At 66.1% G+C, this 25,228-nt stretch carries 19 protein-coding genes; 12 read left to right on the forward strand and 7 right to left on the reverse strand.

What is annotated here, in order from left to right:
• The first annotated feature begins 41 nt into the window (after positions 1–41).
• Positions 42–1,091, forward strand: coding sequence for an L-threonine 3-dehydrogenase (gene tdh / locus ABD088_RS13455; RefSeq protein WP_343902464.1), 1,050 nt, complete (start codon positions 42–44; stop codon positions 1,089–1,091).
• A 23-nt stretch (positions 1,092–1,114) separates the two neighbouring features.
• Entirely contained in the window at positions 1,115–2,314 is a 1,200-nt protein-coding gene (locus ABD088_RS13460; RefSeq protein WP_343902465.1) for a glycine C-acetyltransferase, read from the forward strand.
• A 58-nt stretch (positions 2,315–2,372) separates the two neighbouring features.
• On the opposite strand, the gene ABD088_RS13465 is transcribed toward ABD088_RS13460, so the two are convergent.
• The 3 genes from ABD088_RS13465 to ABD088_RS13475 all read right to left on the reverse strand — a co-directional run bounded on the left by ABD088_RS13465 (position 2,373) and on the right by ABD088_RS13475 (position 6,344).
• Positions 2,373–2,630, reverse strand: a complete 258-nt coding sequence (locus ABD088_RS13465; protein WP_343902545.1) for a Txe/YoeB family addiction module toxin — start codon at positions 2,628–2,630, stop codon at positions 2,373–2,375.
• Complete coding sequence (locus ABD088_RS13470; protein ID WP_343902466.1) at positions 2,627–2,908, reverse strand: type II toxin-antitoxin system Phd/YefM family antitoxin; 282 nt, start codon at positions 2,906–2,908, stop codon at positions 2,627–2,629. The genes ABD088_RS13465 and ABD088_RS13470 overlap by 4 nt, the downstream gene beginning before the upstream one ends.
• 115 nt (positions 2,909–3,023) lie before the next feature.
• The gene (locus tag ABD088_RS13475; protein ID WP_343902467.1) at positions 3,024–6,344 is read right to left on the reverse strand and encodes an efflux RND transporter permease subunit; all 3,321 of its coding nucleotides are present in this window, start codon (positions 6,342–6,344) and stop codon (positions 3,024–3,026) included.
• A 117-nt stretch (positions 6,345–6,461) separates the two neighbouring features.
• Between ABD088_RS13475 and ABD088_RS13480 the strand changes: the two genes are divergently transcribed.
• The 4 genes from ABD088_RS13480 to ABD088_RS13495 all read left to right on the forward strand — a co-directional run bounded on the left by ABD088_RS13480 (position 6,462) and on the right by ABD088_RS13495 (position 13,248).
• Positions 6,462–6,926, forward strand: a complete 465-nt coding sequence (locus ABD088_RS13480) for a MarR family winged helix-turn-helix transcriptional regulator (RefSeq protein ID WP_343902468.1) — start codon at positions 6,462–6,464, stop codon at positions 6,924–6,926.
• Positions 6,927–8,133: 1,207 nt separating this feature from the next.
• Positions 8,134–10,029: an FAD-dependent monooxygenase gene (locus tag ABD088_RS13485; RefSeq protein WP_343902469.1), complete on the forward strand. Its 1,896-nt coding sequence runs from the start codon at positions 8,134–8,136 to the stop codon at positions 10,027–10,029.
• A 659-nt stretch (positions 10,030–10,688) separates the two neighbouring features.
• Complete coding sequence (locus ABD088_RS13490) at positions 10,689–11,738, forward strand: AraC family transcriptional regulator (protein WP_343902470.1); 1,050 nt, start codon at positions 10,689–10,691, stop codon at positions 11,736–11,738.
• A gap of 358 nt (positions 11,739–12,096) precedes the next feature.
• Positions 12,097–13,248 carry an MBL fold metallo-hydrolase gene (locus ABD088_RS13495; RefSeq protein WP_343902471.1) on the forward strand — a complete coding sequence of 384 codons (1,152 nt, stop codon included), beginning with the start codon at positions 12,097–12,099 and terminating at the stop codon, positions 13,246–13,248.
• Between the two features lie 474 nt (positions 13,249–13,722).
• On the opposite strand, the gene ABD088_RS13500 is transcribed toward ABD088_RS13495, so the two are convergent.
• A complete protein-coding gene (locus tag ABD088_RS13500) occupies positions 13,723–14,334 on the reverse strand; it encodes a HutD/Ves family protein (RefSeq protein ID WP_343902472.1) in 612 nt (203 codons plus the stop codon).
• 32 nt (positions 14,335–14,366) lie between these two features.
• Complete coding sequence (hutH, locus tag ABD088_RS13505) at positions 14,367–15,929, reverse strand: histidine ammonia-lyase (protein WP_343902473.1); 1,563 nt, start codon at positions 15,927–15,929, stop codon at positions 14,367–14,369.
• A gap of 150 nt (positions 15,930–16,079) precedes the next feature.
• On the opposite strand from hutH, the gene ABD088_RS13510 reads away from it, so the two are divergent.
• Genes ABD088_RS13510 through hutI form a run of 6 tightly spaced genes read left to right on the forward strand, consistent with a single transcriptional unit; the run spans position 16,080 to position 23,616 of the window.
• Positions 16,080–16,814 (forward strand): IclR family transcriptional regulator, encoded by a 735-nt coding sequence (locus ABD088_RS13510; RefSeq protein WP_343902474.1) that lies wholly within the window; start codon positions 16,080–16,082, stop codon positions 16,812–16,814.
• The gene (hutU, locus tag ABD088_RS13515; RefSeq protein ID WP_343902475.1) at positions 16,811–18,511 is read left to right on the forward strand and encodes a urocanate hydratase; all 1,701 of its coding nucleotides are present in this window, start codon (positions 16,811–16,813) and stop codon (positions 18,509–18,511) included. The genes ABD088_RS13510 and hutU overlap by 4 nt, the downstream gene beginning before the upstream one ends.
• Before the next feature lie 3 nt (positions 18,512–18,514).
• Complete coding sequence (locus ABD088_RS13520) at positions 18,515–19,858, forward strand: YjiH family protein (protein ID WP_343902476.1); 1,344 nt, start codon at positions 18,515–18,517, stop codon at positions 19,856–19,858.
• 4 nt (positions 19,859–19,862) lie between these two features.
• Positions 19,863–21,158 carry an allantoate amidohydrolase gene (locus ABD088_RS13525; RefSeq protein WP_343902477.1) on the forward strand — a complete coding sequence of 432 codons (1,296 nt, stop codon included), beginning with the start codon at positions 19,863–19,865 and terminating at the stop codon, positions 21,156–21,158.
• Complete coding sequence (locus ABD088_RS13530) at positions 21,155–22,399, forward strand: formimidoylglutamate deiminase (protein WP_343902478.1); 1,245 nt, start codon at positions 21,155–21,157, stop codon at positions 22,397–22,399. The genes ABD088_RS13525 and ABD088_RS13530 overlap by 4 nt, the downstream gene beginning before the upstream one ends.
• Positions 22,396–23,616 (forward strand): imidazolonepropionase, encoded by a 1,221-nt coding sequence (gene hutI, locus ABD088_RS13535; protein ID WP_343902479.1) that lies wholly within the window; start codon positions 22,396–22,398, stop codon positions 23,614–23,616. The genes ABD088_RS13530 and hutI overlap by 4 nt, the downstream gene beginning before the upstream one ends.
• Before the next feature lie 6 nt (positions 23,617–23,622).
• Here the strand turns inward: hutI and ABD088_RS13540 are convergent, their stop codons facing one another.
• Both ABD088_RS13540 and ABD088_RS13545 read right to left on the reverse strand, forming a co-directional pair.
• Positions 23,623–24,813, reverse strand: coding sequence for a type II toxin-antitoxin system HipA family toxin (locus tag ABD088_RS13540; RefSeq protein ID WP_343902480.1), 1,191 nt, complete (start codon positions 24,811–24,813; stop codon positions 23,623–23,625).
• Positions 24,810–25,109: a helix-turn-helix domain-containing protein gene (locus tag ABD088_RS13545; protein WP_343902481.1), complete on the reverse strand. Its 300-nt coding sequence runs from the start codon at positions 25,107–25,109 to the stop codon at positions 24,810–24,812. Before ABD088_RS13545 ends, ABD088_RS13540 begins: the two co-directional genes overlap by 4 nt.
• Positions 25,110–25,228: the final 119 nt, after the last annotated feature.

Genomic DNA, 25,228 nt, shown 5'->3' on the forward strand with positions numbered 1-25,228 from the left:
GGCGAGCGCTGCCGCCCGCCCGCAGCCCAGCAGAGGAACCCATGAAGGCACTGTACAAATCCGGCCCCCACGCCGGACTCAAACTGGTCGACCGCCCCGAGCCGGTGACCGGCCCGCACGAGGTCAAGATCCGGGTCATGACCGCCGGCATCTGCGGCACCGACCTGCACATCCTCGCGTACGACGACGCCGCGCAGGCCATGATCAACGCACCGCTGGTTCCCGGGCACGAGTTCTACGGCGAGGTCGTCGAGGTCGGCGAACTGGCCACCCACGTCGCCATCGGCGACCGGGTCTCCGGCGAGGGCCACGTGGTGTGCGGCATGTGCCGCAACTGCCGCGCCGGGCGACGCCAGATGTGCATCAACACCGTCTCCGTCGGAGTCCAGCGCGACGGGGCGTTCGCCGAATACGTCGTCATCCCCGAAACCAACGTCTGGGTCCACCGCGACGAGACCATCACCCCTGAACTGGGGGCCATCTTCGACCCGTTCGGCAACGCAGTGCACACGGCGCTGGCCTACCCGCTGGTCGGGGAGGACGTGCTGATCACCGGCGCCGGACCCATCGGGTTGATGGCCGCAGAGGTCGCCCGCCATGCCGGGGCCCGCAAGATCGTCATCACCGACGTCTCGGCGCCGCGCCTGGAGCTCGCCCGCACCATGGGCGTGGACCTGGCCATCGACGTCTCGGCCTCGCGCATTCGTGAATCCCAACGCGAAATGGGCATGGTCGAGGGCTTCGACATTGGACTGGAGATGTCGGGGCACGCCTCCGCCCTGCCGGAAATGATCGACAACATGAACCACGGCGGAAAGATCGCCATGCTGGGGTTGCCGAGCACGCCGATCGACATCAACTGGGGCAAGGTCGTCACGCACATGCTCACGCTCAAGGGCATCTACGGCCGGGAAATGTACGAGACCTGGTACGCCATGTCGGCCATGCTCGCCTCCAACGCGCAGCTGCGCGACCGCATCTCCTCCATCGTCACCGACCGGCTGCCGGCCACCGAATGGGAAGCCGGCTTCGAGGCCGCCCGCGCCGGACAGGGCGGCAAGGTCGTCCTGGACTGGACCGTCTTCAACTAACTGCAGGCCCGAAAGGCATCACCATGTACTCCACCCTGAAGGACCAGCTCACCGCCGATCTGGCAGCGATCACGGATGCCGGCACGTTCAAACACGAACGCCGCATCGACTCCGCCCAGTCCAGCCACATCGCCGCCGGCGCCCTCGGGCAACCGGCACGTGACGTGCTGAACTTCTGCGCCAACAACTATCTGGGCCTGGCCGATGACCCGCGCCTGATCGAGGCCGCGAAGACCGCCCTGGACGAACGCGGCTTCGGCATGGCCTCGGTGCGCTTCATCTGCGGCACCCAGGACCTGCATCTGGAGCTGGAGGCGCGCGTCTCCGGGTTCCTGGGCACCGAGGACACCATCCTGTTCTCCAGCTGCTTCGACGCCAACGGCGGTGTCTTCGAATCGCTCTTCGGCCCCGAGGACGCGATCATCTCCGACGCGCTGAACCACGCCTCCATCATCGATGGCATCCGCCTGTCCAAGGCCCAGCGCTTCCGCTACGCCAACCAGGACATGGAGGACCTGCGGGCGCAACTCACCGCGGCACGGGACATGAACGACGGCGGTGGGCCGCGTCGGTCGATCATCGTCACCGATGGGGTCTTCTCCATGGACGGCTACCTCGCCCCGCTCGCAGCCATCTGCGATCTGGCCGATGAATTCGGCGCCCTGGTCATGGTCGACGACTCCCACGCCGTCGGCTTCATGGGAGCCACCGGTGCCGGCACCCCCGAGCACGCGGGCGTCTCGGACCGGGTGGACATCTACACCGGGACGTTCGGCAAGGCCCTGGGCGGTGCCTCCGGCGGCTACGTCTCGGGGCGCTCCGAGATCGTGGCGCTGCTGCGGCAGAAAGCCCGTCCCTACCTGTTCTCCAACTCGCTGGCCCCCGCCATCGTCGCGGCCACGCTGAAGGCGCTGGAACTGGTCGTCGAATCCGGGGAACTGCGCACGAAGCTGTTCGAGAACGCGGCACTGTTCCGTCGCCGGATGACCGACGAAGGCTTCGAGCTGCTCGACGGCGAACACGCCATCATCCCGGTCATGTTCGGTGATGCTGCCATGGCGGCGACAGTTGCCGATGCGATGCTCGAACATGGCGTCTACGTCACGGCGTTCAGCTTCCCGGTGGTTCCCCGCGATGCAGCCCGGATCCGCGTCCAGCTCTCCGCAGCCCACTCGGCGGAGGACATCGAGGCCTGCGTGCAGGCGTTCGTCGCGGCCCGGTAACCTCCGGTCCGGGGCCCGCGCCCTCACCAACGCCGAGGCCACTGTCGCGTGACACGCGTCAGTAGTGGTACTTGTAGGCGGCGATGAGAAGGTCGTGACCGTCGACGCGGTAGACCAGCCGGTGCTCTTGATCGATCCGCCGCGACCCGTAACCATGCAGAGCGTGCTTCAGGGGCTCCGGTTTTCCGGTGCCCTGGTTCCCGTGGCGTTGCACGTCCTGGATGAGCGGGTTGATCCTTGTGAGTACTCGACGGTCCTCGGTCTGCCACGTCACGTAGTCGACCCACGCGGTGTCGGACCAGATCAGCACGGCTATCCGACGTCCGGAAGGGCATGGGTGGTTCCCCGCCCCGATTCCAGCTGCTCGATGGAATCCATGAGCCGGCGGGCGCTCGCGGGACTGCGTAGCAAGTGCGCGGTTTCCACGAGGGAATCGTCTGCGGATGGGGCGACCATGACGACCGGCTCGTGGCCCGCGCGGGTGATGACCACTTCTTCGAGATCATCGACCACGGAGTCCAGCGTCGCAGCATAGTTGGCCCTTGATGCCGAGTAGCCCACCGTTTTCAGGACACATCCTTTCGCGGACAACATGTTGTACGCCAAGGCGTGCGTCGGTAGTGCCGAGGGCCGACGCTTCGCTGTATTCGTCACCCACGCACGAAGGGCCGATCCGCTGCTGCGGATCGGCCCTTCGCCGGGGGAGTGGCTACGCGTTCGTCGCCGTGTGCGGCGGCAAGTCAGGCTCCACCGGTGCGGCGTGTGCGCCATGCCCGGCGTTTCGGGACGCCTTGCGCTGTTCACGCTTTTCCTTGCGGCCTTCCACCAACCGGTACAGCACCGGAACCAGGATCAGCGTCAGGGCCGTCGAGGAGACCAGCCCGCCGATGACCACGATCGCCAGGTCCTGCGAGATGAACCCGCTGGAACCGGTGACACCGAGCGCCATTGGGGTCAGCGCGAAGATCGTTGCCAGCGCGGTCATCAGGATCGGGCGCAGACGTTGCCTGGCCCCGTTCATGACCGCCTCCTGCACGCTCTGGCCCTGTCTGCGGTATTGATTGACCAGGTCGATCAGCACAATGGCATTGGTGACCACGATCCCGATCAGCATCAGCAGGCCGATCAGCGAGGCCACCCCCATGGGCTTGCCGGAGATGAGCATCAGCAGGATGGCGCCAGTGGCCGCGAACGGGATGGAGACCAGCAGGATCAGCGGCTGGATGAGCGAGCGGAACTCGGCCACCATCAGCAGGTACACGATCGCGATGGCGACCAGCATCGCCAGCCCCAGCTGCTTGAAGGAGTCGGTCTGCTGCGTGCTGACACCACCGAGTTCAACCGAAACCCCGGCGGGCAGGTCGATGCCGTCCAGCTTTTCCTGGACCGCACTGGTCACTGCACCGAGTTCACCGTCGTCCGGGGTCAGCGACACCGTGGCAACCAACTGGCCACCCTGGCGGGTGACCGAGGAGGGGACGCTGGCCCGCTCGATGGTGGCCAGATCGGAGAGCTTCTTCATCCCGGCGGCCGTCGGGACAGCGAAGTCCTTCAGCTCCTTCATGGAGGCAACAGAGGTGCCGCTGTCGACGTAGACCGACAGGTCCTTGTCGTCGATCCGGATGCTGTCGACCGCCTGCGGGTTCGCAGCCGAGGCCACGAGCCCCGAAACCTGCATCTCGGTCAGCCCGGCCTGCGCCGCCTTCTTGCGGTCGACGTTGATCTGGATGGTGGGCTGGTCCGCTGCCAGGTCACTGGTGATGTCGGTGGCGTGCGGGGTGTCCTTCAGGGCGGAGAGGACCTTCTGGGAGGCATCCGTCAGGGCCGACTTGTCGTCGTGCGCCTTGATGATGACGTCTGCGGTGCTGCCGCCGTAGGCCGAGGCCTGTCCCACCGAGATCTTGTCCCCGGCAGGAAGTTTGGCGAGGCGGGCCTGGATGGCATCGCTGATGGCCGTCTGGTCGCCCTTCGGGTCGGTGTTCACCATGTACGTGGCGGTGCTGCCACCGCCGCCCATCATGGCCGACAACCCCTCGCCGCCGACGCCGGCGGTGAGCAGGACGCTCTCCACGCCGTTCGAGTCGAGCAGGGCGTCCTCGGTGGCCTGCGCGGTGCTGCTGATCTTCTTCAGATCCGCACCGGAGTCGAACTCCTGGGTCACCTGCAGGCTGTTCTGTCCGGTGCTGCCCAGGAAATCGACCTTCAGCAGGGGCAGGATGCCTGCGGTCAGCACCAGGATCATCACGGCGCCGACCAGGGTCCACACCGGGTGGCGTTGCGTGCCGCGCAGGATCGGCAGGTAGCCGCGCTGCAGCCAGCTCTTGCGCTCCTTGTCCTCCGAGGCGGCCCGTACCTCGACGGGGTCGACCTGGTGGGTGGGCTGGCGCATGAACCAGAACGCGAGGATCGGGACGATGGTCAGGGCGACGAACAGCGAGGACAACATCGCGATGGCCACGGTCAACGCGAAGGGGCGGAAGAGTTCGCCCACCATGTCCCCGACCAGGGCGATCGGCAGGAACACCATGATGGTGGTCAGGGTCGAGGCAGTGATGGCGCCCGAGACCTCCTTGACGGCGGTCAGGATGGCGTGGCGCTTCTCCTCGCCGTAGCCCAGGTGCCGCTTGATGTTCTCGATCACCACAATCGAGTCGTCCACGACGCGGCCGATCGCGATGGTCAGCGCACCCAGCGTGAGCATGTTCAGTGAATATCCGCCGAGGTTGAGCCCGATGAACGTCACCAGCACGGAAATCGGGATCGAGATCGCGGTGACCAGGGTTGACCGCAGAGAGAGCAGGAAGACCAGGATGACGACGACGGCGAAGACCAGCCCGAGCAGGCCCTCAATGGCCAAGTGGTTGATCGACTGTTCGATGAATGGCGCCTGGTCGAAGATCGGGGTGATCGATCCGCCCTTGCCCAGGGCGTCCTTGAAACCGTCGATCTTGTCGTTGACCGCATGGGAAATCGACACGACGTCGGCATCCGGCAATGCGGTGACCTGCACCGAAAGGCTGGGCACGCCGTTGGTGCGCGTGATGGACGTCTGCTTCTCGTTGGTCAGCTTCACCGTGGCGACATCGCCGATGGTCTTGACCGGACCGGAGGCCGGGGCCGCGGGGGCTGCCGGCGCCTGGGCGCCCTGCTGCGCTGCACCGGCACCGCCGGAAGCCCCCTGGCCACCGCCGGCGGAGGCACCGGGGGACTTGGCCCCGGAAGTCCCCGAACTCCCGGCACCTGTGGATCCGCCGGCTCCGGCGCCTGCGCCTGCACTGGCTCCACCCGACGTCGGTAGGAGGGGCAGGGATTTCAGGGCGTTGAGGGAGGTGACCGGGTCGCCGGCCTGGACGGAAACGGATTGGTCGTTCTCGACGATGGTTCCGGCGGGAAGCGTGGTGCCGTTGGACGTCAGGGCCGAGGAGATGCTCTGGGCGCTCAAGCCCGCGGCTGCCAGCTTCTTGTTGTCAGGGGTGATGGTGATCCGCTGTTTCGTCTCGCCACTGAGCTGGACGTCACGAACACCGGCGATGCCCTGGATCTCGGGCAGGACCGCGGAATCCAACGTCCGGCTGAGGTTCTCCGGAGATGCGTCGGAGGAAGCAGTCAGCATCACGACCGGGATGTCCGAGGTGCTGCCCGCCAGGATCTCCGGGGTCGAGCCCTCGGGGAGGGTCGAGGAGACCGTGTCGATGGCCTCGCGGAGGCTGGACTCGAGCTTGTCCTGGTCCAGTCCGTACTCGGTGGAGACAGTGATCGTCGATACCGACGGGGCAGATGTCGCCGACACGGTTTCCACGCCGGTGACACCCTTGAGTGCCTGGGACAGGGGCAGGCTGATCTGCTGGTCGATCAGCTCGGGGCTCGAACCGACGGCGGTGGTCAGGATCGTGGTCTGCGGAATGCTGATCGGCGGGATCAGCTCCTGCTTCAAGGTGGTCATGGAGACCAGCCCGGCGACGGCAATGATGAGCGTGAGGAGGGCGACAACCGCACGGTTGGCAAGACTGAGTCGCGCGAGATGGTGCACGGGGGATCCTTCGGCAGGCAACTAGAATGGGGCAGCGGTAGGCTGTCGGTATTAAGGATAGCTTGTGGCTAAGCATTGACTGGAACAGATCCCCTCGGGGCGAAGGAGTAGAACCCGATGGAGGAGCGCGCAGCACTCATGGCCCGCATCGAGGCGCTGGAAGCCGAGACGGAACGGATGAGGATCGACGCCTCCATGGAGGCGCTGATGTCCCTGCCCCTGACGGTCCAACAACTCAAGGCCCTCGTCGTGGTCATCACCGGAAGCGGCGACACGACGGCCCAACGCATCGCCGAGGTCTTGCAGGTATCCCTGGCCACGGTCTCGGGGATCGTAGACCGTTTGGTCGGTCACGGTGTCGTCGACCGCGTGCCCGACGAACGGGACCGCCGGGCACGCCGGCTGGTGGCCACCGACCGCGGGAGGGAGATCTTCCACTCCCTGATGAAGGAGGTCGACGGTTTCCGCCGGTCGGCCATCTCGCGGCTGGAGATCGATGACCTCCGTGCCCTGGTCCAGGGCATGGAAGCCCTCATGAAGGTCGCCTTTGTCGACCCGGAGTCCCCGCCCGCCCAGCCATAGCCCGGCGCCGCTGACCGCCTCTCCACGAACAGTCGAGAGTCAGTCAACGTGCACCCATCCCATGGGATGCAATCTTGGGACTCACCTTTTCGCGTTGTCTTCATAGGCACTATCGGCAGCCTGGACGCGCTGCCTTCGGGCACGTCGACCGACAGAGCGCCAGCACCGGTCTTCCACGAGTAGGTGACCCATGCCTTTCCCCTCGGAAGTCGCCGGAATAGAAGGTTTCATAAGAGTCCGGAACTTCGCGCGGAAGAACGAGTGGCACAAATGCGGATGCAGGGGTCCCGGTGGCGCCTTCGGGAGTCAGTTCCCGTTCTGTGGAACCGATTCCGCGGGCGTGGATGAGCGGGTTCAGTCAGTTCGATACCGTCACTGTGGGTGTCGACCGCGGCAATAGCTTTCGGGTCAGACCCTGCGGAGACCCTGGGACTCGCTAAAGGTGGCCCCTGCTCGGTCCAGGGGGAGGGAACCCACGCTGATGGATTCCGTTCTCGGATGCCGTGCAGAGGGCCGGCAGCGCTACTGCAACGACCAGATTGGTCCCGGCGATGCGTCGATGCAACGTGTCCCGCGTTGGTGGATATTCGGCCATCCTTCGGCAGTTGGCGTGAATGTCGGTATCGGATGACGCTTGCATTGAATGTCCGAAGTGGCCCGCGCCAGGAATCGCTCCGCTCGCCTGGGCATCGGCCAACTGTCGACACCGTATGGCGATCTTCTGTGGTGCCCGCCGCGTCGGGGGCCGGCCAGCGTCCGGACAACCTCCAAGAGGGCTAGGAGCGGGGATGGCCTCAGTTCAAAATCCGCGTGGGGACTTCTCAGTGCTCCTCTCCTGGCCGGTGCACGATGGCTTGTATCGCCATTTCGACCGCCCTATGGCGGGCTCTTCGTGGTCTGTCTAGCCTCTGCTTCCTGCAGATGGGATCGTGCCGTTGGGCCAGCGGGACGCTCATTGCCTATAGCGAGAGGAATGTCGGATTCCGGGGGCAACCGGCAGACCCGCCAACGCAGACGTCCGCAGTGGAAGGTAGCGCCCGAGGTCTCCTCAGAGGCTCGCCGCCGGGCATTCCGGCCGTAGCGCTTTGTCACTTGCCCGCCACCTTTTTGCACTATTCCGCCTAGTTTTCCCCCCACACGGAAGACATCAATGTGAGCTGCAACACTGAAGAAAATGCAGTGAAGACATCTAAGCAGGAGGATTGACATGCAATTTCACGTTTCAGGCTATGAAACCGGCGACCCGATGACCAAGCCTGTTCAGGGGGTCGGGGTCGATCGCCCCGCGGACCTGCCAGAGACCATGGACGTTCTCATCGTGGGTTGTGGACCAGCCGGTTCCATTGCCGCTGCGCAGCTTTCCCAATTCCCGGACATCAACACACGCATGATCGAAAAACGCGGCCACCGCCTGGAACTGGCGAATGCCGATGGCGTGCACTCCCGAACCATGGAGACCTTTCAAGCGTTTGGGTTTGCGCACGAAATTGCCGCGGAGGCCCACACCATTACAGACATGGCGTTCTGGAAGCCAAACCCTGACAACCCCAGTGAAATCGTCCGGGATAGCAGTGTCCGCGAATTGGCGCCGGAACTCAGCGAATGGCCCATGATGCTGATCACCCAAGTGCGCATCGTTGATCATTTCAATCGCTTCATGAAGAATGCGCCGACCCGGATGGAGCCGGACTACGGGTATGAGTTCGTCGACCTTGCTGTCTCGGAAGACGAGGGCAACGACTATCCGGTCACGGTGACCCTCCGCCGGTCCGCAGGTCCCGACGAAGGCCAGGAGCTTCAGGTTCGGACTAAGTATGTGGTGGGCGCGGATGGTGCACGCAGCAATGTTCGCAAATCGTTGGGGTACCGACTTCGCGGAGACCAGGCGAATCAGGCGTGGGGGGTCATGGACGTTCACGCCGATACCGACTTCCCTGACGTTCGGAAGAAAAGCACCATCAAATCCAGCAATGGCCGTTCCATTCTTCTCATCCCTCGTGAGGGCGGGTTCCTCTTCCGCCTTTACGTGAACCTCGGAGAAGTCCCGGAAGGAAATGGGGGTAGCATCCGGCAGACACCGCCTGAAGAAGTAATCGCCCAAGCCGCTGAGATCATGCACCCCTACAAGCTTGACGTGAAGAATATCGTCTGGAGCTCCATCTACGAGGTGAGTCACCGCATCTCGGACCACTTCGACGACCGGGCCTCAGACAAGACCACCAGCAGCGATCCCCGCATTTTCATCGCTGGCGACGCCTGCCATACGCACTCGGCGCAAGCAGGCCAAGGGATGAACGTCTCCATGCAGGATGGGTTCAATCTTGGTTGGAAGCTGGGCCATGTGCTCTCCGGCAACAGCCCCAAGGGACTGCTGCGCACCTACGCCGACGAGCGCCAGGATATCGCTCAGCGGCTTATTGATTTCGACAAACAGTGGTCCTCACTCATGGCCCAGTCGAATGACCAGTTCCAAGACCCGCAGGAACTCGAGAAGTTCTACACGCAGACTTCAGAGTTCAATGCCGGCTACCTCACCGAGTACGACGAATCCATGATCACCGCAGACCGGCAGCACCAGGAACTGGCGGCGGGGTTCCCGTTGGGGCGGCGTTTCAGGTCGGCGCCTGTGGGCCGGGTCTGTGACTTGATCGAAACTCACCTGGGGCACCACCATGCTGCTGATGGTCGGTGGCGGGTCTATGTGTTCGCCGACGAGGCGGCTCCGCGTGATTCCGAGGTGCTGCGGGACTGGGCAAGTTGGGCAGAGGCAACACTGCTTCCCGACCTTTTCGACACGAAGTTGATTCATCAGCAAGTCCATGCTGATTTCGACATGTCAGCCGTTCCGTCGGTGTTCAAGCCTAAGCGAGGACACTTCGAACTGACCGATATGGAAAATGCCTTCGGAACACTCGAGGATCACGATATCTTCGATGAACGCTCGGTTTCCCGGCAGGGTTGTGTGGTGGTGGTGCGTCCGGATCAGTACGTGGCCGGGGTATTCCCCCTGGATGACACGCAAGCGCTGGAGTCTTTCCTCTACGGCGTGTTCCCTGCAGTCCGGGCGGAAAGCGTCGATTCCTTGGCTCTAGCGACGAGATGAGTCATTCCTGGTTGCCGCGATGACTGACAGGGCCCGAGCGAATCGCTGGGGCCCTGTCATGTCATGATTTCCCAACGTCGAGGGCTCAGGCCGAGGCCTGGTTCATCAATACAAAAGGTCGGCTGCCCCAGCCGCCAGTGCGTGTACCGGGAACCGGCAGGGAAAAATTCAGGAGAACGGGCGCACTGGGTTCACCGCCGTGTCGACAGTTCCCGGCAGAGCCGTGAGCGGGTCGCCAGCGTTCCTCAATGACGGGCAACGCGCTTCCTGGCCAGCGGCCTCGTCGCCTCACGTGGGCGGCGGGGCTGTCGGCCGATGGGTACCGGCGGCACCGGGCTGTTGTTCCAGGTCATACCCGACGTCTACGAATGGCAAAGCCTGATCCGGACGACAAATATCGGGTTTCTTCGACGGGTGATGGTGTCGTGTGACGAGAAGGCAGCCGCCGCACTCAAAAACGGCCGGGTCCACCAGCGCCGGCATCTCCAGTTTCGATGCGAGCTGTGCCGGGTCAAGGAACCCCAGGGGATACGCATACGCCCGCATGGCAGGAATGCGTGCCCGATGGCCAGGATTCCTAGCACCGATATGACCGGCCTCAAATTGACGGAACACCCAGCGCGATTGAGGCCCTTGAACGAATGTACACTCTAGAGATTATGGCTGAGCAAGAGGATCTTTCCGCCTCCCGAACCGGCGGGGTTCCCAGCCGACCGGCCAAGGAACTGCGCTTCTCGACTCGCCATCTCCCCACCACCAACCGGCTTGAACAATGGGAACACCACAACGCCAAGGCCCTCATTTCACTGGACATCCGGACCTTGGACGAAGCCCCGTTGGAGGCCACCGAGGTCAATCTATACTTTCCCGCCCTCCGGTTCGCACGAGTCAAGGGCAGCGCCCAGGTTGTTGAGCGTTCCGCGAACTTCATTAGGCATAATCCCACCGACGTCGTCGCCATCTTCTTCGCCCTCGAGGGCGAGGCGTTCTTCTACCACCGAGGGGGCAACGCGAACCTCAAGCCCGGCCAGGCAATCATGTATGACGCTGACCTTCCATTCATGCGTGGATTCTCCCAGGGGTTGCAAGAACTGGTCCTGACCATCCCACGGGACGACTTCAAAGAACTCTCCGGCGGCAAGCAACTGACAAAACCGCAGATCTTCGACTTCAACCGTCTCGGGGCGACGAATCAGCCTGCAAATGCCCTGGCCAAACTCATCATGGCCACTATCGGGAACCCCGATATCAATGTTGACCGGGTTGAACAATCGGCAATGGATCTGCTGCGCCTCTTGATCTCCGGAGAGAATCCCGACGCTGGAACCGGCCACCTGGCCGTGGCCATGTCATATATTGACCGACAGCTGAGGGACCCCCAGCTCTCTGCCGGAGAAATAGCAGCCGCAGTTGGAATCAGCGAGCGACAGCTCTCCCGGGTCTTTGCCCAGGACGGTACATCGCTCAGTCACTTTGTTCGTGACCGTCGGCTCCAGCTGGCCCGCAAGATCCTGATCGATCCAGGTACACCGATATCGATGGGTCGGCTGGCAGCCGAGCTGGGCTTCGCCTCCCAGTCGTATTTCGCCCGTGTTTTCAAAGAACATTTCGGCGTCACACCCCTGCAACTGCGGCAGGACACGGCCGCTGGCCGGATACTCCGGTCACCTGTCATGGGCGACGACCAGGAACTGACTGAGTACAGCTAGCCCCCGCCTCTTGCCCGGACTCCGGGTCGCAGGGTCGTGCCCACGATCGTTTTCCGACCTCGGCGCCGACGGCTTCTCCATGGCTCGCCATCGGCCATCCGGCCGGAGGGGCAATTGTCAGTGGTGCGCCATCCCTTTGTACTTTTCCGCCATATGTTCCCGCCACCCCATCCACCCATATGTGAACTGCAACGCTGAGGTTCGAGCAATTTGGCACCGCAACCCGGGAAGGGCCTCGCGACTCAGTGCTGTGTCACCGGGGCCACCGAGGGTATTTGCAGTTCTCCTCGCGATGTAAAGGATCCGTATGTGCGATGTTCCAGGTAGTGCCGACCCGGCAGGAACCGGGCGGAGAACAGTGCTTGCCAGCCTCGGTTTGGGGGCTGCTGCCCTGGGGCTCACCGCGTGTTCAAGTGAAGTACAGCAAGCGACAGGCGCCTTGCCGGGCACTGAACGAAAGTTCGGGCCCGATCCTCTGGGCAATCACCGAACAAAGCTTGTCCTCCTGGGAACTTCCGGTGGGCCGCCGTACTGGCCCGGTGGAACCCGAGAAGGAATTTCCTCGGCGTTGGTAGTGGGCGATCGATACTATGTCATCGATGCCGGCCACGGCGTGATGGGCCAGTTACGCAGGGCCAAGTTGGGGGCTAATTTCGATACGGATATGGAAGGCCCCTTGGATGCCCTGGCGGGAATCTTCCTGACCCATCTCCATTCGGACCATGTCGTAGATTTGAACAACATTTTGTCTGAGGGCCTCTACAACGGTCTGCAGTCAGTCAAGAAGATCCCGATTTGGGGCCCGGGAAACCGTGGCCAGGTCCCCGAGCCCTTTGGCGAAGGAAAAGCCCCCACCCCGGTCAAACCGAGGAACCCAACTCCCGGGACGAAGGAAATGACTGACCTGCTGGTGCAGGCCTTCGCTGCAGACTTCAATGATCGGCTGTTTGACAACGGCAAGCCGCCGCCGGAGGACCTGTGGGAGGCCTTCGACGTTCCAGTACCCGAGAAATACATGAAGAACCCCAATTCGGAGCCATGCCCGGTCATGGAACCATTCGTCTTTTTCGAAGACGACCACATTCGAGTCTCGGCAATCCTTGTCGACCATGCGCCGGTCTTCCCGGCATTGGCGTTCCGCTTCGATACCGCAGATGGATCGGTGGTGTTTTCCGGGGACACCGGTTTGACGCCGAATATCGTCACCCTGGCCCAAGGGGCTGATGTGTTGGTCCACGAAGTAATCGACAAATCCTGGCCCGAGTCCCTCTTCCCCGCACCGCGTGATGAAGCCCAGGAAGGCCTCTACCAACACCTCATCCGGTCGCACACCTTGATCGAGGATGTCGGGAAGGTCGCGCAGGAAGCTGGCGTCAAGACCCTAGTGCTTTCGCACCTCGTGCCGGGAAACCGGCCAGATGAGGTCTGGGCAGGTTCCGGCGAAGGGTTCGACGGCCAGTTGGTCATCGGTCACGACCTGGATGTCATTGGGGTCGGCCCTTCCGAGTAGCTCCGGGCATGATGGCCCCGCGCGATCGTCTTCCGACGGATGACTGGATTGACGTGATCCCGACGCGCGGGGCGGAGGGGAAGTCGCCGGCGGGCCGCCCCGAATTTTCCGCCTTAAACGGCTATCGCTCCACGGTGTGCCCCGGCGACGGAGCAAGGGGTTGTTCGATCCCTTCCACCGTCGCCGCCTCCCTAGCACGACCATCCCGTTTACGGCGTCATCAGCACTGCCGGTGACGAGAAGCTGCCCATGATGGGGTCGGGATAGGCCACCGCGGCGCAAGAGCTGGCAACCCCGCTGATGGGGCCTCTCGCGGGTGGCGCCAAACTAGACGGCGGCGGGCACCGCGCCCGACCAACAGTGTTGGACCAGGGGAGGCCCTGCGAGGAAGCGATCCTCACAGTGGATACGCGCCCACGGCCTCCAGCCCGGGAGCGGCCAGGGGCTGTCCCGCCCGCCGGGGCGTAGCCCGGATCAGGCCGGGTCGACCGAAACCACTGCGAGGTACCCACGACCCGATACCTCCGGCGGCGCTTCGTCGTTGCCGACCACGGTATCCAGCTGTTGCAGGGCGGAGCCCTCGGTTTCACCGGGCGCGGGGGTGGCCACCGCGTTGCCGTGCAGGAGCACGGCATGCTGGCCGCCGAAGACCGGGTGGGGGCGTTTCTTGGACATCTCGACAATCACTACATGACCACGGAATCCCGGACCGGTGATCAGGTTCAGGTCCCGGATGGGCCCCTCCGGCAGGGTGGCGCTGGCCTCGGCGCCACCGTTGAAGCGGAACGGACGGTACTTCTGCAGGCCCTGCTCGATCCCGTCCACGGTGAGCAACATGAACTCACCGTCGATGACCGTCAGGATCCGTTCACAGTCCGCAAAGGAAGAGAAGGGCCCCTCCTGCGCGACGTCGGCAACGCTGATCCGCCAGTCCCAGCCCGGCCCGGAGGCGGAGTCGCCCGCGGAGCCGGGATCCGCCGTCGTGCTGGAGCGGGCGATCTCCACGGTGCTCCCTCCGCCGTTGCGCCAACGCTGTGGGGTGAGGTCGGCGAAGCGGATGAGGTGGGCCGATGCTGGGGAATTCATGCTGGTGTCCTGACGTGGTGGGGTGCTGGCGCCTACTGTAGCGGGGCGGCGGCCGCCTCGTTGGCTGCGGCGAGAATGGTTCCGTCGGCGACCAGGGTGTGGACCGCTTCGATCTCGGGCGCCAGGTACCGGTCGGTGCCCGGGCCCTCGACGACGCGGCGGATGGCCCGGCGCACCGCGGTGACGATGGGGGAGGACTTGCCGGTGGCCAGTCCGCCGTCGCGCATGTCCAGGGCGCGGGCGCTGGTGAGCAGCTCCACGGCCAGTACCCGCTGCAATCCGTCGATGGACCGGCGCAGCTTCAGCCCGGCGGCCCAGCCCATGGAGACATGGTCCTCCTGCATGGCCGAGCTGGGGATCGAGTCGACCGAGGCGGGGACGGCCAGGCGCTTGAGTTCGGAGACGATGCCGGCCTGGGTGTACTGGGCGATCATGTGGCCCGAATCCACTCCCGGGTCATCGGCGAGAAAGGCGTTCAGGCCGTGGCTGCGGGACTTGTCCAGGAAGCGGTCGGTGCGGCGTTCGGAGATGGAGGCCAGGTCGGCGACGGCGATGGCCAGGAAGTCCAGCACGTAGCCGACCGGGGCGCCGTGGAAGTTGCCGTTGGATTCGACGCGGCCGTCGGTGGTGACCACGGGGTTGTCGATCGCCGAAGCGAGTTCCAATGCGGCGACGGACTCGGCGTGGTCCAAGGTGGCGCGCACTGCGCCGTGGACCTGCGGGGCGCAACGCAGCGAGTAGGCGTCCTGCACGCGGGTGAAGGCGTGCGAACCCTCCTTCTGCTCGGCGATGAGCGCGGAACCGGCGAGGACGGCGCGCATGTTCGCCGCCGAGGCAATCTGGCCCGGGTGCGGGCGCAGTGCGTGCAGATCGGGAGCGAACACGTCGTCGGTGCCCAACAGGCCCTCGATGCTCATGGCTGCCGACAGGTCGGCGGTGGCGACCAGACGGTGCAGGTCCTCGGCGGCCATGAGCAGCATGCCCAGCATGCCGTCGGTGCCGTTGATCAGCGCCAGGCCTTCCTTTTCGGCGAGGACGACGGGCTCGATGCCCGCGGCGGCGAGGGCCTCGGCGGCGTCGACGAGCTCGCCCGCGGCGGCGCGGACCTTGCCTTCGCCCATGACGGCCAGGGCGCAGTGCGAGAGCGGGGCCAGATCGCCCGAGCAGCCGAGGGACCCGTATTCGCCCACGACCGGGGTGATCCCGGCGTTGAGGACCGCGGCGTAGGCGGCGGCGACCTCGGGGCGGACCCCGGTGCGGCCGGTGGTCATGGTGTGCAGGCGGTTGAGCATCAGCCCGCGGACGATCTCGCGGTCGACCTCCGCACCGGAGGAGGCGGCGTGGGAGCGGATCAGCGAACGCTGCAGCTGCGCGCGCAGCTCGATGGGGATCTGCTTGGTGGCTAGCGCGCCGAAGCCGGTGGAGACGCCGTAGTGCGGGCGGGTATCGGTGACTAGGGCGTCGATGACGGCACGGGATTCTGCCATGGCGCGCATCGACTCCTCGGAGATCTCGACGCGGGCATCGTGGCGGGCCACGCGCACGACGTCGTGCGGTGCCAGTGGTGCGGGGCTCAGGGAGATGGTCTCTGCCATGGTCTGTCCTTTCGGTGGATGCCCCGCGATCAGCGAGGCTTGCCAAGTGGTGCAATTCACGTTTCAATAAGTGAAACGCAAATTTTGGCTGGTGGCAAGGTGGGTCGCTCTGCGGATCCACCGCCACAAACCGCCGATGCAGGAGGAACCATGGCCGAACCGTCCACGCGAACGGTGGAACGGGCGCTGCAGCTCCTCGGCTCCGTGTGCGACGCCGGGTACATCACCCTGGCGGAGGCAGCACGCGAGACGGGGCTCTCCGCCTCGACGTCGTTGCGGCTGCTGCGCACGCTGGAGTCCAGCGGCTTCGTCCGCCGGGACCCCGAGGCCGGTTATCGGCCGGGCATGCGGATCGTCCAGCTGGGTGCCCAGGCCCTCAGCCATGAGTCGCTGGTGTCCCTGGCGATGGAATCGCTGCGTCACCTGGTCGCCGCGACGGGGGAGTCCGCCTATCTCAGCGTCCCGTCGCTGGGTGGCACCGCCGCGGAGCACAGCGTCTACATCGCCGTGGAGGAGGGCACCCACTCGGTGCGCCATTCCTCGTGGGTGGGGCGCAGCGTCCCGCTGGACGGCAGCGCCGTGGGAGCCGTGCTGCGCGGGCAGACGCCCACCGCGGGCTACGTGGTGGTGGACCGGGGCGTCGAAAAGGACATCACCGCCATTGCCGCGCCCATCACCGCCGGCCGTGGGGACGAGGCCCGGGTGATCGCCGCGCTGTCGGTCATCGCCCCCTCCTACCGGATGACCCCCGCATTGGTCGCCGACATCGGTGCCCGCGTGGCAGCCGAAGCCCACACCATCCTGACCTCACACGACACCGACATCCACACCGACACCATCACCCACGCCGGCAATGCCGCCGGCAGCAAGGAGAAGACGGCATGAGCCAGTCATTTACCCAGCACGATCCCTCCCGTAGCATCCGTGCCGCCCGCGGCACGAAGCTGACCGCCAAGTCCTGGCAGACCGAAGCGCCGTTGCGCATGCTCATGAACAACCTGGACCCCGAGGTCGCCGAGCGCCCCGAGGACCTGGTCGTCTACGGCGGCACCGGCCGCGCCGCCCGCTCCTGGGAGGCCTTCGACGCCATCACCCGCACGTTGGAAACCCTCGAGGACAACGAGACCCTGCTGGTCCAGTCCGGCAAGCCCGTCGGCGTGTTCACCACCAACAAGTGGGCCCCGCGCGTGCTGATCGCCAACTCCAACCTGGTCGGCGACTGGGCCACCTGGCCCGCATTCCGCAAGCTCGAGGCCGAGGGCCTGATGATGTACGGGCAGATGACCGCCGGCTCCTGGATCTACATCGGCACCCAGGGCATCCTGCAGGGCACCTATGAGACGTTCGCCGCCATTGGGCGCAAGCTCTATGCCGACGACGGCGGCACCCTGGCCGGGACGCTGACCCTCACCGGTGGATGTGGAGGCATGGGCGGGGCCCAGCCACTGGCCGTGACCCTGAACGGCGGTGCCTGCCTGATCGTGGACGTCTCCGAGGAGCGGCTGCGCCGTCGCGCCGGCAAGCGCTACCTCGACGAGGTGGAGACCGACCTGGACGCCGCCCTGGCCAAGGTCCTGGCCGCCAAGCAGGAAAAGCGGGCCCTCTCCGTCGGCTACGTCGGCAATGCGGCCGAGGTCTTCCCCGAACTGCTGCGCCGCCATATCGCCGGCGACATCACCATCGACATCGTCACGGACCAGACCAGCGCCCACGACCCGCTGAGCTACCTGCCCGTCGAATACACCCTGGAACAGTGGGACGCCGAGGCCAAGGCCGATCCGGTCGGTTTCACCAAGAAGGCGCAGGAGTCCATGGCGGCCCACGTCGAGGCCATGGTCGGCTTCCAGGACGCCGGCGCCGAGGTCTTCGACTACGGCAACTCCATCCGCGACGAGGCGCGCCAGGGCGGCTTCGCCCGCGCGTTCGAGTTTCCCGGCTTCGTCCCGGCCTACATCCGCCCGCTCTTCTGCGAGGGCCTGGGCCCGTTCCGCTGGGTCGCCCTCTCCGGTGACCCGGAGGACATCCGCGTCACCGACGAGGCGCTGAAGGAACTCTTCCCCGACAACGAGCACCTCCACCGCTGGCTCGACGCCGCAGCAGAGCATGTCGAGTTCGAGGGCCTGCCCGCGCGCATCTGCTGGCTGGGCTACGGCGACCGCGCCAAGGCCGGGCTGCTGTTCAACCAGCTCGTCGCCGACGGCAAGGTCTCGGCACCTATCGTCATCGGCCGCGACCACCTGGACTCGGGTTCCGTGGCTTCCCCGTACCGCGAGACGGAGGCCATGAAGGACGGCTCCGACGCCATCGCCGACTGGCCGCTGCTCAACGCCCTGACCGCTGCCTCCTCCGGGGCGACCTGGGTGTCCATCCACCACGGCGGGGGAGTCGGCATCGGCCGCTCCATCCACGCCGGCCAGGTCTCCGTCGCCGACGGCTCCGAGCTGGCCGCCGCCAAGCTGGAGGCCCTGCTGACCAACGACCCGGGCATGGGCGTCATCCGCCACGTCGACGCCGGCTACGACCGCGCCATCGAGGTCGCCGCCGAACGCGGCGTGCGCATCCCGATGACGGACACGGTGTAGCGGATGGGCGACGCCTCAACAGCCGTCCGCCCGGAGCTGGAGACGACCCGCACACCACGCGGTGCCTGGCGGTTCTTCGTGTTCAGCGCCATCGGGATCTTCATGTTCTTCATCCCGATCACCATCGGGGGGACCAGCACCATCCCGTTGGACCACCTCGTCACGCTCGTGACGAAGTCCCTGGGTGAGGGCGTGCGCTTCGTAGCGCTGGCCCTCATCCTGGCCGGGACGATCTACCCGTTCGCCACCGGCCGGTGGCGCCAGTCGGGGCTGAAGACGCTGTTCGCGTTCCTGAACATCCTGGGCCTGGCCACGGGTTCCGCCCTGGTGTTCGGGGTCGGGCCGGACTGGTTGTTCGACCCCGACCTGGGGCCGTTCCTGTTCGACAAGCTGGTGATCCCGGTCGGGTTGATCGTGCCCATCGGCGCCGTCTTCCTGGCGCTGCTGGTGGGGTACGGGCTGATGGAGTACGTCGGCGTCCTGGTCCAGCCGGTCATGCGTCCGGTGTGGAAGACCCCGGGCCGTTCGGCCATCGACGCGGTGGCCTCCTTCGTGGGCAGCTACTCGTTGGGCCTGCTGATCACCAACCGCGTCTACCAGGCCGGGCGGTACACGGCCCGGGAGGCAGCGATCATCGCCACCGGGTTCTCCACCGTCTCGGTGACGTTCATGCTGATCGTCGCCAAGACGCTGGACATCATGCACCTGTGGTTGCCGTACTTCTTCCTGACGTTCGCCGTGACGTTCCTGGTGACCGCGATCAGCGTGCGCATCCCGCCGCTGAGCCGGATCAAGGACGACTACTATCCCGGCGCCGAACCCCAGCCCGAGGTCCCGGTGACCTCGCGTCGGCTGGCCACCGCCTGGAGCGAGGCCATGGTCATGCTCCACCAGGCCCCCGGCCTGGGCCGGAACATCTGGGAGAACTTCCGCGATGGCCTGCTCATGGCCATGGCGATCCTGCCCTCCATCCTCTCGGTGGGGCTGATCGGCCTGGTCCTGGCCCGGTTCACCCCGGTCTTCGACTGGCTCGGATACATCTTCTTCCCGATCACCTGGGCGTTGCAGCTGCCCGATCCGATGCTGGCCGCTAAGGCCTCAGCGGTCGGCATCGCCGAGATGTTCCTGCCCGCCACCGTGGTCGCCGGCCACGAATCCGAGTTGCTGCGCCTGGTCATCGCCGTCGTCTGCGTCTCGGCAATCATCTTCTTCTCCGCCCTGGTGCCCTGCATCCTGGCCACGGAGATCCCCATCAAGGTGTGGCACCTGATCGTCCTGTGGGCCCAGCGCGTGGCCCTGACGCTGATCATCACCACACCCATCGCCTACCTCATGGTTGGAAGGTAACCGCATGACCGAACCCAGCACCGTCAATTCACTGATGGCGGCCATCGCCGACACCGGACGGGACACCCGTCGCGGCGGCTACTCCCGCCCGGTCTACTCCACACCCGAACTCGATTTGCGTGAATGGTTCACCGCCGAGGCCACCGCCCGTGGGCTCGAACTCGAGCGTGACGCCAACGGCATCATCTGGGCCTGGTGGGATCTGCCTTCCGGGCACGACGGCGGTGCCTCCTCCGGCGCCGACGCTCGACGCGGTGCCCTGGTCACCGGGTCCCACCTGGACTCGGTTCCCGGGGGAGGGGCGTTCGACGGCCCGCTGGGCGTCGCCTCCGCGCTGGCTGCCTTCGACGTGTTGGCAGCCCGCGAGGCGGCCGGTGACCTGCAGCGCAACCGTGCCATGGCCCTCGCCGTCTTCCCCGAAGAGGAAGGGTCGGCCTTCGGCGTCGCCTGCCTGGGCTCCCGGCTGCTCACCGGGGCCATCGATACCGCCCGGGCACTGAACCTGCGCGACGCCTCGGGCACCACCTTCGCCGATGCCTCCCGGGCCCACGGGCTGGACCCCGACGCCATGGGCCGCGACGAGGCGGCCCTGGCACGCATCGGCGACTTCGTCGAGCTGCACGTCGAACAGGGGCTGGGGCTTAATGGCGAGGAGTACACCGACGCTGCGGGGCGCGGACCGGCAGTCGCCGTGGCTTCTTCGATCCTGGGCCACGGCCGCTGGCGCTTCTCCGTTTCCGGTCAGGGCAACCACGCCGGCACCACGCCGATGACCGACCGCGCCGACCCCATGGTCGCGGCCGCCCAGATGGTGTTGGCCGTGCGCAAGACCGCCACCGCCCAGGCCGACGCCCGCGCCACCGTGGGCCGGCTGGAACCGGTCCCCGGCGGCACCAACGTCATCGCCTCACGGGTGGACTTCTGGATGGACGTGCGCCACCCCGACGACGCGGTCACCGCGGCACTCGTGGAGCGCATCCACGGCCAAGCCCAGAAGATCGCGGCCTTCGAGGGGTGCTCGGTCGCCATGACCGAGGAATCCTACTCGGGCACCGTGCACTTCGATGCGGCGCTGACCCGTGCGCTGCAGGCCTCCGTGCAGCGCTCCACCCCGGGGGCGCCCGCGCTGTCCACCGGTGCAGGGCACGACGCCGGGGTGTTGGCCGCCGAGGTCCCCACCGGGATGCTCTTCGTGCGCAACCCCTCCGGCATCAGCCACTCGCCCGAGGAACATGTCGAGGACGACGACGCGACCGCCGGAACCATCGCCCTGGCCGACACCCTGGAGGACCTGCTGTGAGCGACCCCGACCTGGACCTGGTCCGTGTCCCCGGACCGGTCAACGCCCACTCCCACGCGTTCCACCGGATCCTGCGTGGCCGTACCCACGAGGGTGCGGCCGGCGGGGCCGGGGACTTCTGGACCTGGCGCGAGCAGATGTATGCCGCGGCAGAGCAGCTGGACCCCGCAGGCTACGAACAGCTGGCCACCGCGGTGTTCGCCGAAATGGTGGTCACCGGATGGACCGCCGTCGGAGAATTCCACTATCTCCACCACGGCCCCGGTGGAACGCCCTACCCGGACCACGTCATGGATCGGGCCCTGGCCCGGGCCGCCCGCACCGCAGGCATCCGCCTGGTCCTGCTGGACACCTGCTACCTCTCCGGTGGCCTCGACACCGCGGGACGCCCCGTGGAGCTCAATGAGACCCAGCTGCGTTTCTCCGACGGAGACGCCGCCGGATGGGCAGCCCGCCACACAGCACTGCGTGCCGCCCTGGCCGCCGATGAACCTGCCACGGTCCAGGAGGGCGCCGGACTGGTCACCCTCGGTTCCGCCATCCACTCGGTCCGCGCGGTCCCCCCGGCAGCGTTGGAGGTCATCGCCGGCGCCCTGGAACCGGGCGAACCGTTGCATGTGCACCTGTCCGAACAACCTGCAGAGAACCAGGCCTGCCAGGCCGCCCACGGGCTCACCCCCACCGGCTTGCTCGCTGCACACGGGCTGCTCGGGCAGCAGCTCTCGGCGGTGCACGCCACGCACCTCACCGCCGCGGACATCGCCGCGCTGGGCGCTGCCGGCTGCTCGATCGTCATGTGCCCGACCACCGAGGCCGACCTCGCCGACGGCATCGGCCCGGCCCGCGAACTCGCCGACGCCGGGGCCACCATCGCCCTCGGCACCGACCAGCACGCGGTCGTGGATCCGTACCTGGAGATGCGCGCGCTCGAACACGGTGAACGGCTGCGCACCGGAATCCGCGGTAGGTTTTCCCCGGCAGAGCTTGCCGCCGCCTCCCGGGTCGGCGGCCTGCGCAGCCTCTCCCTGTCGGACAACGACGACCATCTCCTCGTGGACACGGCCAGCCTGCGGACCGCAGGAAGCCGGGAGGCGCAGCTGCCCTTGACGGCCACCGCCGCCGACGTCCACGCTGTGGTCATCAACGGCATCGAGGTCGCCCGGGACGGAATCCATACCCGGCTCAGCGACCCCGCCGCATTGTTCCGGGAATTCACCTACCAGCATCGGGAGTTCGCATGAGCGCCACCTTGGTGACCAATATCGGGGAACTGACCACCCTGGATGCCGACGGACGGGTGCTGGCCGGCGCCGCTGTCGTCCTGGATCGCGGGCGCATCGCCTGGATCGGGCATCCACGCCACGCCCCGGCCGCCGACCACGTCTACGACGCCGGTGGCCGCGCCGCCCTGCCGGGCTGGGTGGATTCGCACACCCACCTGCTCTTTGCCGGCGACCGTGCCGCCGAATTCGAGGCCCGGATGTCCGGGCAGGAATACGCCGCCGGCGGGATCAGCGTGACCATGGAGGCGACCCGGGCCGCCACCGATTACGACCTCACCCGCCTGCTGATGGGGCGGGTTGCCGAGGCGGCGGCCGGAGGCACCACCTATCTGGAGACGAAGACCGGGTACGGGCTCGACGTCAACGAGGAGGCCCGCCATGCGCGGATTGCCTCCACCATCGTGGACCAGGTGACCTATCTGGGGGCCCATCTGGTCCCGCCGGGTGCGGACCCTGAGGAATACACCGATCTGGTCTGCGGCGACATGCTCTCCGCAGTCCGGCCCTACGTGAAGTGGGCCGACGTGTTCTGTGAACGCGGGGCCTTCACCGAGGAGCAGTCGCGCCGCGTCTTGTCCGCCTGCAGGGACGCAGGGCTGGGCCTGCGCGTGCACGGCAACCAGCTCGGCACCGGGCCCGGCGTCAAGCTGGCCGTCGAGTTCGGGGCGGCCAGCGTGGACCACGTGAACTACCTCGACGACGCCGACGTCGAGGCGCTCGCCGGCACCTGGTCCGGGTGGAATGCCGAGACGCGGACCGGTGAGGCCGGAACCGTGGCCACCTGCCTGCCGGCCTGCGACCTGTCCACCCGCCAGCCGTTGGCCGACGGGCGCCGGCTGATCGATGCCGGCGCCCAGATCGCCCTGGCGTCCAACTGCAACCCGGGCACCAGCTACACGAGCTCGATGGCCTTCTGCGTCTCCACCGCGGTGCTGCAGATGCACTTGAGCCTGAACGAAGCGCTGCACGCCGCAACGATGGGCGGGGCCCTGGCCCTGGGAGTGCAGGACCATGTGGGCAGCGTGGAGGTCGGCAAACGCGCTGACCTGCAACTGCTCAACGCGCCGTCTGCCGCGCATCTGGCCTACCGGCCGGGCATGCCGCTGACCGGCGCCGTGTGGCGTGCGGGGGAGCGGGTGGACCGCACGGCCGTCGGATCGGCACCGTTGGCCTGAGGCGGACTATGCCAGCAGGTCCGGGAGCCAGTCGAGGACCTGTTCGAAGTCGTGTCGTTGCGCCGCGCCGATCTCAGCGGGCACCAGCTCGCGCCAGTCGGCGACTGCCCGAGCCACCTCATGGGCGACCTCCCGTGCCTCGCCAGGATCCAGACGGAACGCGTTGGCCGACGCCATGAGGGCATCGAAGCCGGGAAGTCGATGACGCTCGCCATCGATGCTCGTGGACCTTGGGGCAGCCGTATTGGGGTTCGGATTGATATCGAAGGCCGGTGACAACTGCCAGCCTGCACGTGAGCGGAGGAAGCCGTGGTTGCGGCCGTGGTCGTCCGTGTTGTTGACGGCCAGGGAGAAAACGACACGTCGGAATAGCTGGCGCAGTTGAGCGGCTGGCGCATCGGTGAACGCCGCCATGTCGGCGGCGAGGTCGACATAGTCCAAGTGGTCGCCGTCCTGGACACCCATGAACGTCATGACCGATATGTAACCTATACGCGTTCCGTCGTTCGCACGGTCAAAGCGCCGTGACAGCAGAACTGCCCTGGCACCGATGTGAACCAGTTCGTTGCGGGGAACGATGATCCCGGCCCGTGCAGCCAATTTCAACATCACGGATTCCCACTCGATGACCGACCACTGGTCGGTGGTCTGGGTGAACTTGGCCATCCACAGTTCGTCTCCGCGGCTCACGGCCGCCTTCGGGCGTGCGCCACCCAATGCATCGGAACCCATCTCCAGTAGCAGCTTGTAGGCCTCGTTGTCGTCGTTGTCGGCCGCGACCGAGTCGGCCGCCTTTTGGAGCTGGGCCAGATCGACCAGGGGTGGGGTCTGGCTGTCCGGGTGCTGGTACTCCGTGCTACCGCGTCGGTAACGCAGTGCCCCTTGACGCGTGTGGTCTGAGACGCCGAGCAGGAGATCGTCTGCCTTCGGATTACGGCCGATGCGCCGGCCGACGATGAGCCGGCCCCACCTGTCCGGCGCGCCATCCTGCATCGGGCCGGGTAGCCCTCCCAAACCGGGGAATGATCCGCGGGTGAGGGGCAGCTGAGGGGCGAAGGGGTAGGCGTTCGCGTCCGCAAGATAGCCGGGCGTGTATCGGAACATGAAGGTGGCACCCGGGCGACGGGGTGGAAAGAGATCCGCAGCGTGGAGCATGCGACCACCCAACTCGACATCAACCTCTATGATCTCGCTCATCGACGCACCCGCTGGGGGAGATGGTCAGCCGAAAGCGCCCGACCGCGTTCGGTGTTGTACGGGTCCAGGGCCTCAGATAACAGATCGTCGATGCCCAAGACGCGTGCAACGGCCAGCAAGGTCAAGAGGGAGGTACCACCCTGGCCGGCCTCCAGGCTGCGGATGGTGTTCACCGATACGCCAGTTCGTTCGGCGACTTCGGTGATCTTGAGGCCGTTGAGCTTCCGCCAATCGGCAAAGTGCTGGCCGACCTGCCGGGCGTTTCTTTGCGTCTTGGACGGGACATGGCCTTTCACGGCGTGTGTTCCTCACGTTGCAAAATGGATTATTGACTCTTATCGTAGCTTAAGTTCAATATACTGATACTTGTTTGGTCGCGTTGTGTGGACTCGGCCTCCACGCTTGCCGCGCACCG

The sequence above is a fragment of the Arthrobacter rhombi genome, from assembly GCF_039526245.1.
GTDB classification, from domain to species: Bacteria; Actinomycetota; Actinomycetes; order Actinomycetales; family Micrococcaceae; genus Arthrobacter_H; species Arthrobacter_H rhombi.